The organism is Pseudomonas campi (assembly GCF_013200955.2).
Classification (GTDB): domain Bacteria; phylum Pseudomonadota; class Gammaproteobacteria; order Pseudomonadales; family Pseudomonadaceae; genus Aquipseudomonas; species Aquipseudomonas campi.
Map to the genome: position 1 here is coordinate 584679 of NZ_CP053697.2, position 16071 is coordinate 600749.

At 58.4% G+C, this 16071-nt stretch carries 20 protein-coding genes; 19 read left to right on the top strand and 1 reads right to left on the bottom strand.

Features of this window, described 5'->3' with window-relative positions:
* Positions 1-3: 3 nt before the first annotated feature.
* The 15 genes from rplE (at position 4) to rplQ (ending at position 7964) form a co-directional block, all read left to right on the top strand.
* Positions 4-543, top strand: a complete 540-nt coding sequence (gene rplE, locus HNE05_RS02580) for a 50S ribosomal protein L5 (RefSeq protein ID WP_173203044.1) — start codon at positions 4-6, stop codon at positions 541-543.
* A 13-nt stretch (positions 544-556) separates the two neighbouring features.
* Positions 557-862, top strand: coding sequence for a 30S ribosomal protein S14 (gene rpsN / locus HNE05_RS02585; protein WP_173203046.1), 306 nt, complete (start codon positions 557-559; stop codon positions 860-862).
* 179 nt (positions 863-1041) lie between these two features.
* Complete coding sequence (gene rpsH / locus HNE05_RS02590; protein WP_160489004.1) at positions 1042-1434, top strand: 30S ribosomal protein S8; 393 nt, start codon at positions 1042-1044, stop codon at positions 1432-1434.
* A gap of 12 nt (positions 1435-1446) precedes the next feature.
* Positions 1447-1980, top strand: coding sequence for a 50S ribosomal protein L6 (gene rplF, locus HNE05_RS02595; protein ID WP_173203048.1), 534 nt, complete (start codon positions 1447-1449; stop codon positions 1978-1980).
* A 10-nt stretch (positions 1981-1990) separates the two neighbouring features.
* Positions 1991-2341, top strand: coding sequence for a 50S ribosomal protein L18 (gene rplR / locus HNE05_RS02600; RefSeq protein WP_021219603.1), 351 nt, complete (start codon positions 1991-1993; stop codon positions 2339-2341).
* Between the two features lie 3 nt (positions 2342-2344).
* A complete protein-coding gene (gene rpsE, locus HNE05_RS02605; RefSeq protein WP_173203049.1) occupies positions 2345-2872 on the top strand; it encodes a 30S ribosomal protein S5 in 528 nt (175 codons plus the stop codon).
* Positions 2872-3048 carry a 50S ribosomal protein L30 gene (gene rpmD, locus HNE05_RS02610; protein ID WP_003186033.1) on the top strand — a complete coding sequence of 59 codons (177 nt, stop codon included), beginning with the start codon at positions 2872-2874 and terminating at the stop codon, positions 3046-3048. The genes rpsE and rpmD overlap by 1 nt, the downstream gene beginning before the upstream one ends.
* A gap of 3 nt (positions 3049-3051) precedes the next feature.
* A complete protein-coding gene (rplO, locus tag HNE05_RS02615; protein ID WP_160082916.1) occupies positions 3052-3486 on the top strand; it encodes a 50S ribosomal protein L15 in 435 nt (144 codons plus the stop codon).
* Complete coding sequence (gene secY, locus HNE05_RS02620; protein WP_173203051.1) at positions 3487-4815, top strand: preprotein translocase subunit SecY; 1329 nt, start codon at positions 3487-3489, stop codon at positions 4813-4815. It abuts the gene before it with no gap.
* Between the two features lie 31 nt (positions 4816-4846).
* Positions 4847-4963: a 50S ribosomal protein L36 gene (rpmJ, locus tag HNE05_RS02625; protein WP_002555468.1), complete on the top strand. Its 117-nt coding sequence runs from the start codon at positions 4847-4849 to the stop codon at positions 4961-4963.
* Positions 4964-5096: 133 nt separating this feature from the next.
* Complete coding sequence (gene rpsM / locus HNE05_RS02630; protein WP_068829029.1) at positions 5097-5453, top strand: 30S ribosomal protein S13; 357 nt, start codon at positions 5097-5099, stop codon at positions 5451-5453.
* A gap of 30 nt (positions 5454-5483) precedes the next feature.
* Positions 5484-5873, top strand: a complete 390-nt coding sequence (rpsK, locus tag HNE05_RS02635) for a 30S ribosomal protein S11 (RefSeq protein WP_068829030.1) — start codon at positions 5484-5486, stop codon at positions 5871-5873.
* A gap of 16 nt (positions 5874-5889) precedes the next feature.
* Complete coding sequence (rpsD, locus tag HNE05_RS02640) at positions 5890-6510, top strand: 30S ribosomal protein S4 (protein ID WP_173203058.1); 621 nt, start codon at positions 5890-5892, stop codon at positions 6508-6510.
* A gap of 22 nt (positions 6511-6532) precedes the next feature.
* Positions 6533-7534, top strand: a complete 1002-nt coding sequence (locus HNE05_RS02645; protein WP_173203060.1) for a DNA-directed RNA polymerase subunit alpha — start codon at positions 6533-6535, stop codon at positions 7532-7534.
* 43 nt (positions 7535-7577) lie between these two features.
* Positions 7578-7964 (top strand): 50S ribosomal protein L17, encoded by a 387-nt coding sequence (gene rplQ / locus HNE05_RS02650; protein ID WP_160347644.1) that lies wholly within the window; start codon positions 7578-7580, stop codon positions 7962-7964.
* A gap of 172 nt (positions 7965-8136) precedes the next feature.
* Here rplQ and uvrA read toward each other — a convergent pair whose 3' ends face one another.
* Entirely contained in the window at positions 8137-10971 is a 2835-nt protein-coding gene (gene uvrA, locus HNE05_RS02655; protein WP_173203062.1) for an excinuclease ABC subunit UvrA, read from the bottom strand.
* Between the two features lie 133 nt (positions 10972-11104).
* On the opposite strand from uvrA, the gene HNE05_RS02660 reads away from it, so the two are divergent.
* The 4 genes from HNE05_RS02660 (at position 11105) to HNE05_RS02675 (ending at position 16058) form a co-directional block, all read left to right on the top strand.
* Positions 11105-12499: an MFS transporter gene (locus tag HNE05_RS02660; protein WP_173203064.1), complete on the top strand. Its 1395-nt coding sequence runs from the start codon at positions 11105-11107 to the stop codon at positions 12497-12499.
* A 10-nt stretch (positions 12500-12509) separates the two neighbouring features.
* Positions 12510-13016 carry a single-stranded DNA-binding protein gene (gene ssb, locus HNE05_RS02665; RefSeq protein ID WP_180889170.1) on the top strand — a complete coding sequence of 169 codons (507 nt, stop codon included), beginning with the start codon at positions 12510-12512 and terminating at the stop codon, positions 13014-13016.
* A gap of 260 nt (positions 13017-13276) precedes the next feature.
* The gene (locus HNE05_RS02670; RefSeq protein WP_173203068.1) at positions 13277-14467 is read left to right on the top strand and encodes a tyrosine-type recombinase/integrase; all 1191 of its coding nucleotides are present in this window, start codon (positions 13277-13279) and stop codon (positions 14465-14467) included.
* Positions 14454-16058: a site-specific integrase gene (locus HNE05_RS02675; protein ID WP_173203070.1), complete on the top strand. Its 1605-nt coding sequence runs from the start codon at positions 14454-14456 to the stop codon at positions 16056-16058. The genes HNE05_RS02670 and HNE05_RS02675 overlap by 14 nt, the downstream gene beginning before the upstream one ends.
* Positions 16059-16071: the final 13 nt, after the last annotated feature.

Consider the following 16071-nt stretch of genomic DNA (forward strand, 5'->3'; position numbering starts at 1 on the left):
ACCATGGCACGACTGAAAGAGATTTACCGGAAGGAAATCGCTCCCAAGCTGAAGGAAGAACTGAAGCTGGGCAACGTGATGGAAGTTCCGCGCGTTACCAAGATCACCCTGAACATGGGTATCGGCGAAGCGATCGGTGACAAGAAAGTCATCGAGCACGCTGTAGCTGACCTGGAAAAAATCACCGGTCAAAAAGCCGTCGTGACCTATGCCCGCAAATCGATTGCAGGCTTCAAGGTTCGCGAGGGCTGGCCGATTGGTGTCAAGGTGACCCTGCGTCGCGATCGTATGTACGAATTCCTGGATCGCCTGCTCGCGATCTCCCTGCCGCGCGTGCGTGACTTCCGCGGCCTGAATGCCAAGTCCTTCGACGGTCGTGGCAACTACAGCATGGGCGTCAAAGAGCAGATCATTTTCCCGGAAATCGATTACGACAAGATCGATGCGCTGCGTGGTCTGGACATTACCCTGACCACCACTGCCCGTACGGACGACGAAGGCCGCGCTCTGCTGCGTGCATTCAAGTTCCCGTTCCGCAACTGATTGGAGTTGGATCATGGCCAAAATGAGCATGAAAAACCGTGAGCTGAAGCGTCAGCAAACGGTAGCCAAGTACGCCAAGAAGCGTGCCGAGCTGAAAGCTGTCATCGCCAACCCGAACTCCACTGCGGAGCAGCGTTGGGAAGCCCAGGTAGCCCTGCAAAAGCAACCGCGTGACGCCAGCGCCAGCCGCCTGCGTAACCGTTGCCGCATCACCGGCCGTCCGCACGGCGTTTACCGCAAGTTCGGCCTCGGCCGTATCAAGCTGCGTGAAGCTGCCATGCGTGGTGATGTACCGGGTCTGGTCAAGGCCAGCTGGTAATAAAAGCGAAGCCGGCCTAGTGCCGGCTTTGTCTTTCTATGAATCAAGCCCCTTTTGGGGCTTGATTCATTTTTGATCGGTCTCTAGAATGTCCGGCTCTCCTGAGCCTGCATTCTGTGCGCCGGTTCAGGATGGTTCCAGCCGTAAGGCTGTTCTTTTTGTTTAGGAGCATCTAGCCCATGAGTATGCAGGACCCGTTAGCGGACATGCTAACTCGTATCCGTAATGCCCAGATGGCTGAAAAGTCCGTCGTAAGCATGCCGTCTTCCAAGCTGAAGGTGGCTGTAGCCCAGGTTCTGAAGAACGAAGGTTATATTGCGGGTTATCAGATCAGCAGCGACGTAAAACCGCAGCTGTCCATCGAGCTGAAGTACTTCGAAGGCCGTCCGGTCATTGAAGAAGTAAAACGCGTCAGCCGCCCTGGTCTGCGTCAGTACAAGCCCGTCGACCAGCTGCCGAAAGTTCGCGGCGGTCTCGGTGTATCCATCGTCTCCACCAACAAGGGTGTGATGACGGATCGCGCTGCGCGCGCTGCCGGTGTCGGCGGCGAAGTGCTTTGCACTGTGTTCTAAGGGGGGATAAGCATGTCTCGCGTTGCTAAGAACCCCGTCAAGCTACCGGCAGGTGTCGAGATTAATCTCGCTGGCCAGAAGCTTTCGGTTAAGGGTGCCAAGGGTACTCTGGAGCTGAATGTACATTCGTCCGTGGAAGTGACCCAGGAATCTGGTGAGCTGCGTTTTGCTGCGCGTAATGGCGATCAGCAGAACCGTGCCATGGCCGGTACCACCCGTGCGTTGGTCAACAACATGGTCATTGGCGTCAGCCAAGGCTTTGAGCGCAAGCTGCAACTGGTTGGTGTGGGCTACAAAGCTCAGGCTAAAGGCCAGGTGCTGAACCTTGCTCTGGGCTTCTCGCACCCGGTGGATTACCAACTGCCGGAAGGCATCACCGCTGAAACCCCGAGCCAGACCGATATCCTGATCAAGGGTATCGACAAGCAAATGGTTGGTCAGGTGGCTGCCGAGATTCGCGACTTCCGTCCGCCAGAGCCGTACAAAGGCAAAGGTGTGCGTTACGCCGACGAAGTCGTCCGTCGTAAAGAAGCTAAGAAGAAGTAGGGCATAGCAAATGAGCGTAAAGAAAGAAACTCGTCTGCGCCGTGCTCGCAAGGCACGCCTGAAAATGCGCGAGCTGGAAACCGTACGCCTCTGCGTGTATCGCTCTTCCCAGCATATCTACGCCCAGGTCATTTCGGCCGACGGCGCCAAGGTCCTGGCTACCGCCTCGACTCTGGACAAAGAACTGCGTGACGGCGCCACTGGCAACGTTGACGCGGCCAAAAAGGTTGGCCAACTGGTCGCTGAGCGTGCGAAAGCCGCTGGCGTTACCCAGGTTGCGTTCGATCGTTCTGGCTTCAAGTACCACGGCCGCGTCAAAGCGCTGGCTGATGCTGCTCGTGAAGGCGGGCTGGAGTTCTAAGTTATGGCAAATAACGAGCAAAAGCGCGATCGCGGTAACCGTGACGATGCCCAGAGCGATGGCTACACCGAGAAATTGGTGCAGGTTAACCGCGTTGCCAAGACCGTCAAAGGCGGCCGTATCTTCACTTTCACCGCGTTGACCGTGGTGGGTGATGGCAATGGTCGCGTCGGTTTCGGTCGTGGCAAGTCCCGCGAAGTGCCTGCTGCCATCCAGAAAGCGATGGAAGCTGCACGCCGCAACATGATTCAGGTAGACCTGCGTGGCAACACTCTGCAGTACGAGATGAAAGCAGTTCATGGCGCGTCCCACGTGTTCATGAAGCCTGCTTCTGAAGGTACCGGCATCATCGCTGGCGGCGCCATGCGTGCTGTGCTGGAAGTGGCCGGCGTGCAGAACGTTCTGGCCAAGTGCTACGGCTCGACTAACCCGGTGAACGTGGTTCATGCCACCTTCAAGGGTCTGAAGGCCATGCAGTCCCCTCAGTCCATTGCTGCCAAGCGCGGCAAGAGCGTTGAGGAGATCCGCTAATGGCTACCGTCAAAGTTACGCTGATCAAGAGCATGACCGGCCGTATCCCTAACCACAAACTGTGCGTTAAGGGTCTGGGTCTGCGTCGCATCGGTCACACTGTAGAAGTCCTGGATACTCCCGAGAATCGCGGGATGATCAACAAGGCTTACTACATGCTGCGCGTCGAGGGTTAATCGATGAAACTCAATGATCTGAGTCCTGCGCCGGGTTCCCGTCGCGAGAAGCATCGTCCGGGTCGTGGTATCGGTAGTGGTTTGGGCAAGACCGGTGGCCGCGGCCACAAAGGTCAGACCTCCCGCTCCGGTGGCACCATCGCTCCGGGCTTCGAGGGTGGTCAACAGCCGTTGCACCGCCGTCTGCCGAAGTTCGGCTTCGTTTCCCTGAAAGCCATGGATCGCGCCGAAGTGCGTACCTCCGAGCTGGCCAAGGTGGAAGGCGACGTCGTTACTGTGCAGTCGCTCAAGGATGCCAACCTGATTAACCAAAACGTACGGCGTGTGAAAGTCATGCTGTCCGGCGAGGTTACTCGTGCGGTTACCCTGAAAGGTATCGCTGCCACCAAAGGTGCGCGTGCGGCTATCGAAGCAGCTGGCGGCAAGTTCGAGGACTAAATGGCTAAGCAAGGTGCTCTCTCAGCGCTCAGCAATGGCGGGTTGTCCGAGCTGTGGGCTCGGCTGCGTTTTCTGTTCCTGGCGATCATCGTCTATCGGATCGGTGCGCACATTCCGGTGCCCGGAATAAACCCTGACCGGCTGGCCGAACTGTTTCGACAGAATGAGGGGACCATTCTTAGCCTGTTCAACATGTTTTCCGGCGGCGCGCTGGAGCGGATGAGCATCTTTGCACTGGGGATCATGCCGTACATTTCGGCATCGATCATCATGCAGCTCATGACCGTTGTCAGCCCGCAGCTGGAGCAGTTGAAGAAGGAAGGGGAAGCTGGCCGTCGCAAGATCAGCCAGTACACCCGCTACGGCACTTTGATCCTGGCTATCGTTCAGGCTGTCGGCATGGCCGTCGGTCTGGCGAGTCAGGGCGTAGCGTTTTCGACTGATTTCGGCTTCCACTTCGTGGCGGTGACGACCTTTGTGTCGGGCGCCATGTTCATGATGTGGCTGGGCGAGCAAATCACCGAGCGCGGTGTCGGCAACGGTATCTCGATGCTGATTTTTGCTGGCATCGTGGCCGGTTTGCCGTCGGCAATCGGGCAGTCTTTCGAGTCTGCTCGTCAGGGCGATATCAATATCTTCGCCCTGATTGCCATCGGTCTGTTGGCGGTAGCGATCATCGGTTTCGTGGTGTTCATTGAGCGTGGCCAGCGTCGCATTGCGGTGCACTACGCCAAGCGTCAGCAGGGCCGTAAGGTCTTCGCTGCGCAGACCAGCCACCTGCCGCTGAAGGTGAACATGGCGGGTGTTATCCCGGCCATTTTTGCCAGCAGTATCCTGCTGTTCCCGGCCTCGCTGGGTTCCTGGTTTGGTCAGTCCGAAGGTCTGGGCTGGCTGCAGGATATTTCGCAGGCGATCGCTCCCGGTCAGCCGTTGAACATTCTGCTGTTTAGTGCAGGGATCGTTTTCTTCTGCTTCTTCTATACGGCGCTGATGTTCAACCCGAAAGACGTAGCGGAAAACCTGAAGAAGTCCGGTGCCTTTATTCCGGGTATCCGTCCGGGTGAGCAATCTGCACGCTATATCGATGGTGTGCTGACCCGCTTGACCATGTTCGGTGCTCTGTACATGACGGCTGTTTGCCTGCTGCCCCAGTTCCTGGTGGTTGCAGCCAACGTACCGTTCTACCTTGGCGGGACCTCGTTGCTGATCGTGGTCGTGGTTGTGATGGACTTTATGTCTCAAGTGCAATCTCACCTCGTTTCGCACCAGTACGAATCCCTGATGAAGAAAGCCAACCTGAAGGGTTATGGCGGCGGAATGCTCCGCTGACATCGCGTCCGTAAGGTTCTAGGAGTTACTGATGAAAGTTCGTGCATCGGTCAAGAAGCTTTGCCGTAACTGCAAGATCATCCGCCGCGAAGGTGTTGTTCGCGTGATCTGCAGCGCGGAGCCGCGTCACAAGCAGCGCCAAGGCTGAGTGTGATTTACGCGTAATGAGCCCGGCAGCTAGTGCGCTGCCGGGTTGATTCTTTGTTACTACAGCGCTAATATCGCGCGCCCTATTTCTTGGCTTCCAGGGCGTGGGTAGCTGTCAATTGGAGTTCCACTGAATGGCCCGTATTGCAGGCGTCAACATTCCGGATAACAAGCACACTGTTATCTCGCTGACCTACATCTACGGTGTTGGTCGGACTACTGCTCAGAAAATCTGTGCAGTGACCGGTGTCAACCCGGCGGTAAAGATCAAAGATCTCTCTGACGAGCAGATCGAGCAGCTGCGTGGCGAAGTCGCTAAGTTCACCACTGAAGGTGACCTGCGCCGCGAAATCAACATGAAAATCAAGCGTCTGATGGACCTGGGCTGCTACCGCGGTCTGCGTCATCGCCGTGGCCTTCCGGTCCGCGGTCAGCGCACCAAGACCAACGCGCGTACCCGTAAGGGCCCGCGTAAGCCGATCCGCAAGTAATTGCGCCCGCGAATCGACAGGAAATAAGTCATGGCTAAGCCTGCTGCTCGTACTCGTAAGAAAGTCAAAAAGACAGTGGTTGATGGGATCGCCCACATTCACGCGTCTTTCAACAACACCATCGTGACCATTACCGACCGTCAAGGTAACGCCCTGTCCTGGGCTACCTCCGGTGGTTCCGGTTTCCGCGGCTCCCGTAAATCCACCCCGTTCGCTGCCCAGGTGGCTGCCGAGCGTGCTGGTCAAGCAGCCCTGGAATACGGCCTGAAAAACCTCGACGTCAACGTCAAGGGTCCAGGTCCAGGTCGCGAATCCGCTGTCCGTGCATTGAACGGCTGCGGCTACAAAATCGCCAGCATCACCGACGTGACGCCAATCCCGCATAACGGGTGCCGTCCGCCGAAGAAGCGTCGCGTGTAATAGGAGACAGTGAAGAATGGCTCGTTACATTGGTCCCAAATGCAAACTGTCTCGTCGTGAAGGCACTGATCTCTTCCTGAAGAGTGGTGTGCGCGCGCTTGAATCGAAATGCAACATCGAATCGGCTCCTGGCCAGCACGGCGCTCGCCGTGGTCGTCAGTCCGACTACGGTACCCAGCTGCGTGAGAAGCAAAAAGTTCGCCGTATCTACGGTGTTCTGGAACGTCAGTTCAGCAGCTACTACAAACTGGCTGCCAGCCGTAAAGGCGCTACCGGCGAAAACCTCCTGCAACTGCTTGAGTGCCGTCTGGATAACGTGATTTACCGTATGGGCTTTGGTGCTACCCGTGCCGAATCCCGTCAGCTGGTATCGCACAAAGCGATCACCGTGAACGGTTCGACCGTGAACGTCCCGTCCTACCAGGTTAAAGCTGGTGACGTCGTGGCAGTTCGCGAAAAGGCGAAGAACCAGCTGCGCATCGTGCAAGCTCTCGAGCTTTGCGCCCAGCGCGGTCGCGTTGAGTGGGTAGACGTAGACACTGAGAAGAAATCGGGCGTGTTCAAAAGCGTTCCGGCTCGCAGTGATCTGTCCGCCGACATCAACGAAAGCCTGATTGTCGAGCTCTACTCCAAGTAAGGGCTAGAAAATAGGTGCATCCATGCAGATTTCGGTAAATGAGTTCCTGACCCCCCGTCATATCGACGTTCAGGTGGTCAGTTCGACCCGCGCCAAGATCACTCTCGAGCCTCTCGAGCGTGGCTTTGGCCACACCCTGGGCAACGCGCTGCGTCGCATCCTGTTGTCCTCCATGCCTGGCTGTGCAGTAGTCGAGGCCGAGATTGACGGTGTACTCCACGAGTACAGCGCCATCGAAGGTGTTCAGGAAGATGTCATTGAGATCCTCCTGAACCTGAAAGGCCTGGCTATCAAGCTGCACGGTCGTGACGAAGTCACCCTGACTCTGGCCAAGAAGGGCTCGGGTGTGGTCACTGCTGCCGATATTCAGCTGGATCACGATGTCGAGATCGTCAACGGCGATCACGTTATCGCCAACCTGGCGGACAACGGTGCTCTGAACATGCGTCTCACCGTGCGTCGTGGCCGTGGCTACGAGCCGGCTGATTCGCGTCAGAGCGATGAAGACGAAAGCCGTAGCATCGGCCGTCTGCAGCTGGACTCCTCGTTCAGCCCGGTCCGTCGTGTGGCTTACGTGGTTGAAAACGCCCGCGTCGAGCAGCGTACCAACCTGGATAAACTGGTCATTGACCTGGAAACCAACGGTACTCTGGATCCGGAAGAGGCTATCCGTCGTGCTGCGACCATCCTGCAACAGCAGCTGGCCGCGTTCGTCGACCTCAAAGGTGACAGCGAGCCGGTCGTGGTTGAGCAGGAAGACGAGATCGATCCGATCCTGCTGCGTCCGGTTGACGACCTTGAACTGACCGTTCGTTCGGCCAACTGCCTCAAGGCGGAGAACATTTACTACATCGGCGACCTGATCCAGCGTACCGAAGTGGAACTGTTGAAAACTCCGAACCTGGGCAAGAAGTCGCTCACCGAGATTAAGGACGTACTGGCCTCCCGTGGCCTGTCCCTCGGCATGCGTCTCGACAACTGGCCGCCGGCAAGCCTGAAAAAAGACGATAAGGCGACTGCCTGATCGTCACGATCACCGAACTTGAAGTTTGGTAAGGAATTGAACCATGCGTCATCGTAAAAGTGGCCGTCACCTCAGCCGCACCAGCGCCCACCGCAAGGCCATGTTCCAGAACATGGCGGTTTCGCTGTTCGAGCACGAGCTGATCAAAACTACTCTGCCGAAAGCCAAAGAACTGCGCCGCGTTGCCGAGCCGCTGATCACTCTGGCTAAAGAAGACAGCGTTGCTAACCGTCGTCTGGCCTTCGACCGTACTCGTTCGAAAGCTATCGTTGGCAAACTGTTCAACGATCTGGGCAAGCGCTACGCCACCCGTCAGGGCGGCTACCTGCGTATCCTCAAGTGCGGTTTCCGCGCTGGCGACAATGCTCCGATGGCTTATGTTGAACTGGTTGACCGTCCGGTCGCTGGTGCAGCAGTAGACGCCGAGTAAGACCTAACGGTCTGCGAAGAACCGGGCCCAGTGCCCGGTTTTTTGTGTCTGCAGGAAAAGCATGTGCAGGTGTCGATTCGCTGGCAGCTGTTCTTGCGAGCGTCTGCACTAAGCAGCGGATAGCACGCATAAAAAAGGCCGGGCATTGCCCGGCCTTTTGCTGTCGGCGGGTTTACGCCCGATCACGCTCCAGCAGCGGCTTGAGGAAGTGCCCGGTATGCGACTGCGGCATTTCGGCGACTTCTTCCGGGGTGCCGGTGGCGATGATCATGCCGCCCTTGGAGCCACCCTCGGGACCGAGGTCGATCAGCCAGTCGGCGGTCTTGATCACGTCCAGGTTGTGCTCGATCACCACCACGGTGTTGCCGTGGTCGCGCAGGCGGTGCAGCACGTCGAGCAGTTGCTGGATATCGGCGAAGTGCAGGCCGGTGGTCGGCTCATCGAGGATGTACAGGGTCTTGCCGGTGTCGCGCTTGCTCAGCTCGCGGCTCAGCTTGACCCGCTGCGCCTCGCCGCCGGACAGGGTGGTCGCTGACTGGCCGAGCTTGATGTAGGACAGGCCGACATCCATCAGGGTCTGCAGCTTGCGCGCCAGCGCCGGCACCGCGTCGAAGAACTCGCGGGCCTCCTCGATGGTCATCTCCAGTACCTCGTGGATGCTCTTGCCCTTGTACTTGATCTCCAGGGTTTCGCGGTTGTAGCGCTTGCTCTTGCACACGTCGCACGGCACGTAGATGTCCGGCAGGAAGTGCATTTCCACCTTGATCAGGCCGTCGCCCTGGCAGGCTTCGCAGCGTCCGCCCTTGACGTTGAAGGAGAAGCGCCCGGCGCCGTAGCCGCGCGAGCGCGATTCCGGCACGCCGGCGAACAGCTCGCGGATCGGGGTGAACAGGCCGGTGTAGGTCGCCGGGTTCGAGCGCGGCGTGCGGCCGATCGGGCTCTGGTCGATGTCGACCACCTTGTCCAGGTGCTGCAGGCCGTCGATGCTGTCGTGGGCCGCGGCTTCCAGGGTAGTCGCGCCATTCAGCGCGGTGGCTGCCAGCGGGAACAGGGTGTTATTGATCAGCGTCGACTTGCCCGAGCCGGACACGCCGGTGACGCAGGTGAGCAGGCCGATCGGGATTTCCAGGTCGACGTTGCGCAGGTTATTGCCGCGCGCGCCCTTGATCTTCAGCGCCAGCTTCTTGTTGCGCGGGGTGCGCTGCGCCGGATAGCGGATCTTCACCCGTCCCGACAGGTACTTGCCGGTCAGCGAGTCCGGGTGGGCCATGACTTCGGCCGCCGTACCTTCGGCGACGATACGCCCGCCATGCACGCCGGCACCCGGGCCGATGTCGACCACGTAGTCGGCCATGCGGATGGCGTCCTCGTCGTGCTCGACCACGATCACCGTGTTGCCGATGTCGCGCAGGTGACGCAGGGTGCCGAGCAGGCGCTCGTTGTCGCGCTGGTGCAGGCCGATGGAAGGCTCGTCGAGGATGTACATGACGCCGACCAGGCCGGCGCCGATCTGGCTGGCCAGGCGGATGCGCTGGGCTTCGCCGCCGGACAGGGTGTCGGCGCTACGGTCCAGGGTCAGGTAGTCGAGGCCGACGTTGACCAGGAACTGCAGGCGCTCGCGGATTTCCTTGAGGATCTTGTCGGCGATCTCGCCGCGCCGGCCGGTCAGCGCCAGGCTGCCGAAGTAGTCGGCGGCATCGCCGATCGGCAGGCCGGTGACGGCGGGCAGGGTGCGCTCGCCGACCCACACGTGGCGGGCCTCGCGGCGCAGGCGTGTGCCGCGGCAGTCCTGGCAGGCCTGGGTGCTGAGGAACTTGGCCAGCTCCTCGCGCACGGTGGTCGATTCGGTCTCGCGGTAGCGGCGCTCCAGATTCGGCACGATGCCTTCGAAGGGGTGCGCGCGCTTGACGATGTCGCCACGGTCGTTGAGGTAGCGGAACTCGACGTTGTCCTTGCCGCTGCCATGCAGGATGGCCTGGCGGTCTTCCTGGCTGAGTTCCTCGAACGGCACTTCCAGGCTGAAGCCATAGTGCGCGGCCAGCGAGCCGAGCATCTGGAAGTAGTAGACGTTGCGCCGGTCCCAGCCGCGGATCGCGCCCTCGGCCAGGGTCAGCTCGGCGTTGACCAGGCGGCGGGTGTCGAAGAACTGCTTCACACCGAGACCGTCGCAGGTCGGGCAGGCGCCGGCCGGATTGTTGAAGGAGAACAGCTTGGGTTCCAGTTCGCTGATCGAGTGGCCGCAGACCGGGCAGGCGAAGCGCGCGGAGAAGATGATTTCCTCGCCCGGCTCCTCATCCATGGGTGCCACCAGGGCCAGGCCGTCGGCCAGTTTCAGTGCGGTCTCAAAGGACTCGGCCAGGCGCTGCTGCAAGTCTTCGCGCACCTTGAAGCGGTCGACCACCACGTCGATGGAGTGCTTCTTCTGCTTGTCCAGCTTGGGCAGTTCGTCCAGCTCATACAGCTTGCCGTTGACCCGTGCACGGACGAAGCCCTGGGCGCGCAGTTCCTCGAACACCGACAAGTGCTCGCCCTTGCGCTCGCGGATCACCGGGGCCAGCAGCATCAGCTTGCTGCCTTCCGGCAGGGCCAGCACCTGGTCGACCATCTGGCTGACGGTCTGTGCCTCCAGCGGCAGGTCGTGGTCCGGGCAGCGGGGAATACCGACGCGGGCGTAGAGCAGGCGCAGGTAGTCGTAGATCTCGGTGATGGTGCCGACAGTGGAGCGCGGGTTGTGCGAAGTGGATTTCTGTTCGATGGAGATCGCTGGCGACAGGCCTTCGATGGTGTCGACGTCGGGCTTTTCCATCATCGACAGGAACTGCCGGGCGTAGGCCGACAGCGATTCGACGTAGCGGCGCTGACCCTCGGCGTAGAGCGTGTCGAAGGCCAGCGACGACTTGCCGGAACCGGACAGACCGGTGATCACGATCAGTTTGTCGCGCGGCAGGGTCAGGTCGATGTTTTTCAGGTTATGGGTACGCGCCCCACGAATCAGAATCTTATCCACGAACAGCAGCCTCGTTTGGCGCCTGGAAACCGCCAAGTATACGGCTCCGTAGCACCTAGCGGCAAAGCGTCACGCCTGTGCCGCACGGCTTGCGGCTGATAGAATCGCCGCCTCGTTTTCATGGGGTTTATCGATGCACGATCCGCACAGCGAGCGCATGAGCGCCGGCGAGACCCGCGCGGCTAGCGGCCTGGCCCTGGTGTTCGCCTTCCGCATGCTGGGTATGTTCATGGTCCTGCCGGTGCTGGCCACCTATGGCATGGACCTGGAAGGCGCCACGCCGCTGCTGATCGGCCTGGCCATCGGTGCCTACGGCCTGACCCAGGCACTGCTGCAGATTCCCTTCGGCATCCTCTCCGACCGCATCGGCCGCCTGCCGGTGATCTACGTCGGCCTGCTGATCTTCGCCGCCGGCGCGGCCCTGGCGGCCACCGCCGACTCCATCTGGGGAGTAATTGCCGGCCGCGTGCTGCAGGGCGCGGGGGCGATCTCGGCGGCGGTGATGGCGCTGCTCTCCGACCTGACCCGCGAACAACACCGCACCAAGGCCATGGCCATGATCGGCATGAGCATCGGCCTGTCGTTCGCCGTGGCCATGGTCACCGGCCCGCTGCTGACCCGCGCCTATGGGCTGTCCGGGCTGTTCTGGGTCACCTCCGGCATGGCCCTGCTGGGCATTGTGATCGTCGCCGGTATGGTCCCGCGTGCCTCCAGCACCCTGCAGCACCGCGAGTCCGGGGTGGCCAAGCAGGCGCTGTGGCCGACCCTGCGCAACCCCGACCTGCTGCGTCTGGACCTGGGCATCTTCGTCCTGCACGCCATCCTCATGGCCAGCTTCATCGCCCTGCCGCTGGCACTGGTGGAGCAGGGCGGGCTGGCCAAGGAAGAACACTGGTGGGTCTACCTCAGCGCGCTGCTGATCGGCTTCTTCGGCATGGTGCCGTTCATCATCTATGCCGAGAAGAAACGCCAGATGAAGCGCGTGCTGACCGGCGCGGTGCTGGTGCTGCTGCTCTGCGAACTGTTCTTCTGGCTGTGCGGCAACAGCCTGCGCCTGCTGGTGCTGGGCATCATCCTGTTCTTCACCGCGTTCAACCTGCTGGAGGCTTCGCTGCCGTCGCTGATCAGCAAGGTTTCGCCGGCGGGTGGCAAGGGCACGGCGATGGGCGTGTATTCCACCAGCCAGTTCCTCGGCGCGGCGCTGGGCGGCATCCTCGGTGGCTGGCTGTACCAGATTGGCGGCCTCGGGGCTGTGTTCGTCGGATGTGCGCTGCTGGCTCTTTTCTGGGTTTTTATAGCTGCTACTATGCGCGAGCCGCCTTACGTGACCAGTCTGCGCCGGCCGCTGAGTACCGCGGCCCTGGCCGATACCGGACTGGTGGGGCGCCTGCTGGCCATCCCCGGCGTGAGTGACGCCGTGGTTGTCGCCGAGGAAGCGGCCCTGTACATCAAAGTGGACACCCAACAATTGGATCGTGCGTTGTTCGAGCGGGAGCTCGAAGAGGCGCCGGTTACGCATTCAGCTTAGGAGAACGAAAATGGCCCGTGGGGTAAACAAAGTCATTCTGATCGGTAACGTCGGCGGCGATCCGGAAACCCGTTATCTGCCCAATGGCAACGCGGTGACCAACATCACCCTGGCCACCACCGACAGCTGGAAAGACAAGCAGACCGGTCAGCAGCAGGACCGCACCGAATGGCACCGCATCGTGTTCTTCGGCAAGCTCGCCGAGATCGCCGGTGAATACCTGCGCAAGGGCGGCCAGTGCTACATCGAAGGTCGTCTGCAAACCCGCGAGTGGGAGAAGGACGGCGTCAAGCGCTACACCACCGAGATCGTGGTCGACATGAACGGCACCCTGCAGCTGCTCGGCGGCCGTGGTGGCAACAGCGAAGGCGGCGGTGAATACGCCCCGCGTCAGCAGCAGTCGCGTCCGGCCCCGCAGCAGTCCGCGCCGCAGCAACGCCCAGCGCCACAGCCCGCCGCTCAGCAGCAACCGGCTCCGGACTACGACAGCTTCGACGACGACGACATCCCGTTCTAGGGCAGATATATTTGAGTTCTGTTAGCTTAATGAGCGTAATGCTCTGAGGCTAAAAGAGATTTCAAAAAAAGAACCCCAGAAAGTGTAAAGCTTTCTGGGGTTTTCTTTTGTGCGTAACTTTTCGTGGGTGAGGGTTTAATATTAATTAATATATATTGACAAGTTGAAAAAAGTGCAAAAAAGTTGCTCTTTTGTGTTGACGATGTTCTTGCGGATGACTACACCTTGAATCATTGAATGTTAATGATGAGGTAGCCACGATGAATATCGTAAAGGTTCAACTTCACAATGGTGAGCGATTGCCAATGCTGTTGGACAGTCAAGGTTTGCCTGTCGTGGCAGTTAATGAGTGGATTATGTCCAGGAGGAATAGATCTTTAAATACCCTGAGTAATAATTTGCAAGAGCTGACCCCGCTATATGTTTGGCTGGAGAGTCGGGGGGAGGATTTATTTAGCTTGATTCGGTCAGGCCGATTTTGGCCAGAGACCTTCACGAGTGCTCTGATAGAGTGCCTGCGTCGCGGTCAGCGTAAAGGCAAGAAGCTTGCTAAGTTGGCAGTTAGGCCGGATACATTCAACAAGCGTCTTTCAACGGTGCTGCGGTTCCTTAATTGGTGCTTTTATGTAGTGCTAAGTGATCAGGAGTTGGGGGCGCGAAGGGAAGTAATCAGTGAAGTGCAGGATAAGGTGAATCATGCTCTTAAGGATGGGTATCACAGTAAAGAGCCTTCGAATAGCGAAGTGAAAAAGGGACTCACCGCCATGCAGGCGCGCTTTCTGCAAGATGTGCTAGACCCAGAGAGTGCAATGTTGGTTTCGAGTCCGCAGACGAAGCTGCGGAACTATTTAATCGTTGCTTTAATGCTGCTGCTAGGTCTGCGACCAGGCGAAGTGTTGAGCCTTCGTCTGGAAGATGTTGAATTTGGCGCTTTGACTAATGTGCGCGTGCGGCGCCGTAGAATTAGCGCAGAGGACACCCGCTCTTGCCCCGCATCGGTGAAACGCGCTGGCCGGATATTGGTGCTCGATTATCCCCGGCTCGAAAAACTCCTGAACAGCTATGCCATGAAGGACAGGGAGATTGCCGTCCGAAGAGCAAACGGCAAGAGGAGTAATTTCTTCTTTCTAAGTCGGGATGGAAAGCCACTTTCCGAGTCCAGTGTGCAGGCCATCTTCAAGAGAGTCAGAAGAGCCTATCCGGGGAAACTGCCAGGCAATCTCAGTGCTAAATCACTGCGGCATAGCTTCACGGATGGTCTGCGCCGTGAGCTAAAGCTCCAAGGCTATAGCGACGATGAAATTCGGGCTATTTTGATGTACCTGCGCGGCGACACGGGGCGTGAGTCTCAGGATACCTATATCGACTACCAAGGCCAAAGTGCAGAGGCCCAGAAGGCGTATTGGTTAAAAGTGGCAGGATCAAGGGGGGCTGACGATGTCCCCGTTTAACTCGCCACATGTTCAAGACTTGATTCTCGACAATGGCTGGGAAGCGATTCCGTCGTCGTTTATCACGCGTGAAGGGCGTAACGCGCTCATGGATGAGCGTGAAAGGCGACTGTACTTGCCGATAGAGTCTGCGAGGGGGGTTATTAATCTCACACAAATATTGTGTCCAATTCTGAGTTGGGTTGTTGTTAAGTTTGTTGTGTATCAGGCTAGATGTGTTTCCTCAATAGCTGGGCTGAATGCGTGGAAGGATATTGTTCGTATTCTAAAATTTCGAGAATTTTTGTCGAAATCCTCAAAGTGCGAATATCCCGAAATTTTAGAGCAAGCGCTGATCTCGCAAGTCGAATGGGTTATAGGCTATTACGCACAAGCTGGTTCGCTCTGGAATATTTATCGGTTTGTACAGTTTTATATTTGGGCTGCTGAGAATTATCCAGAGCTAGGTTTTAGTGTCGCGTATGCCGATGAGTTGCAGGAGATGACCATACCTGGTAACCCCAAAGGTGAGGCGGTTCGTGAGGAGTTCTCACAGGGCGGAGCTTTGCACCCTGACTTAGAAACACCGCTAATTTTGCGAGCGCTAGAAAATGACTCAGGGAATGAATATGCACATTACCAGCAACGGGCAGCGGTCGCGCTGTCGCTAAGTTATGGTCGAAACTCAGCTAACTACACGGCGTTGAATGAAGAGGATTTATATGATGCGCTGGATATGCCGGACAATCCGCTGTGGACTCTGAATATCCCTCGAATCAAAAAACGTTACATCAGCCACCGCTCAGATTTTGTTTCTGAATCTGTTGAGTCAAATACGCTACGTCATATCCAAGCGTTGATTGAGCAGAATCAGGCATTGAGTGACCAAGTAGAGGTCAATGGGGAACTGATCAGTACTGATCGACCGCTCTTCCGTCGTGCACGGGCTAATAGCGTGTTTCTGCGGGTCGGTATGTATGCTCCTGTGTACCGGATGTACAGCTGTCATTTTGCCCGATTGCTTTCAGATTTTGCTGAGCGGGTCGAATTAGTCTCGCCGTTGACCGGCGAGATCATGCATCTCACGCCAAGGCGTTTCCGCTACACGGTCGGCTGTGTCTACGCCGCAATGGGCGTATCGCGCAAGGAACTGGCGGTGCGACTTGATCATTCGGATGTACAAAATGTTGAGGTGTACTTCACGCTGCTAACTAACATGCGGACATCATTGGATAAAGCTGCCGCGATTCATTTCGCTTCCAAGGTCAACGCATTTCTTGGTGCAAATCCGGTCGATGAAAACCTGATCGGCTCGGATCGCCGGGTTCTCGCCTCTTTTGAAGACTCGGGTGAGGTCGAAGCGATGGGCGGCTGCGGGCGGGAGGCTGAGTGTGGACGCTTTCCCCCATGGAGTTGCTATCTCTGTCCCAAGTTTCAGCCGTTCAGATCCTCGGTTCATGAGCGCGTGCTGGAACAGCTACTACGCCTGCAAAAGGCAATTCGCAGCCCGAATGGGTTAGGGGTGGGGTTGGCAGATGTGATCATGGCCGTCGCCCAAGTGGTGTCCATGTGCAATGAGGGCGCCGCAGATGGCCCGCAAGTCTCATCGTAGCCGACGCGCTCGG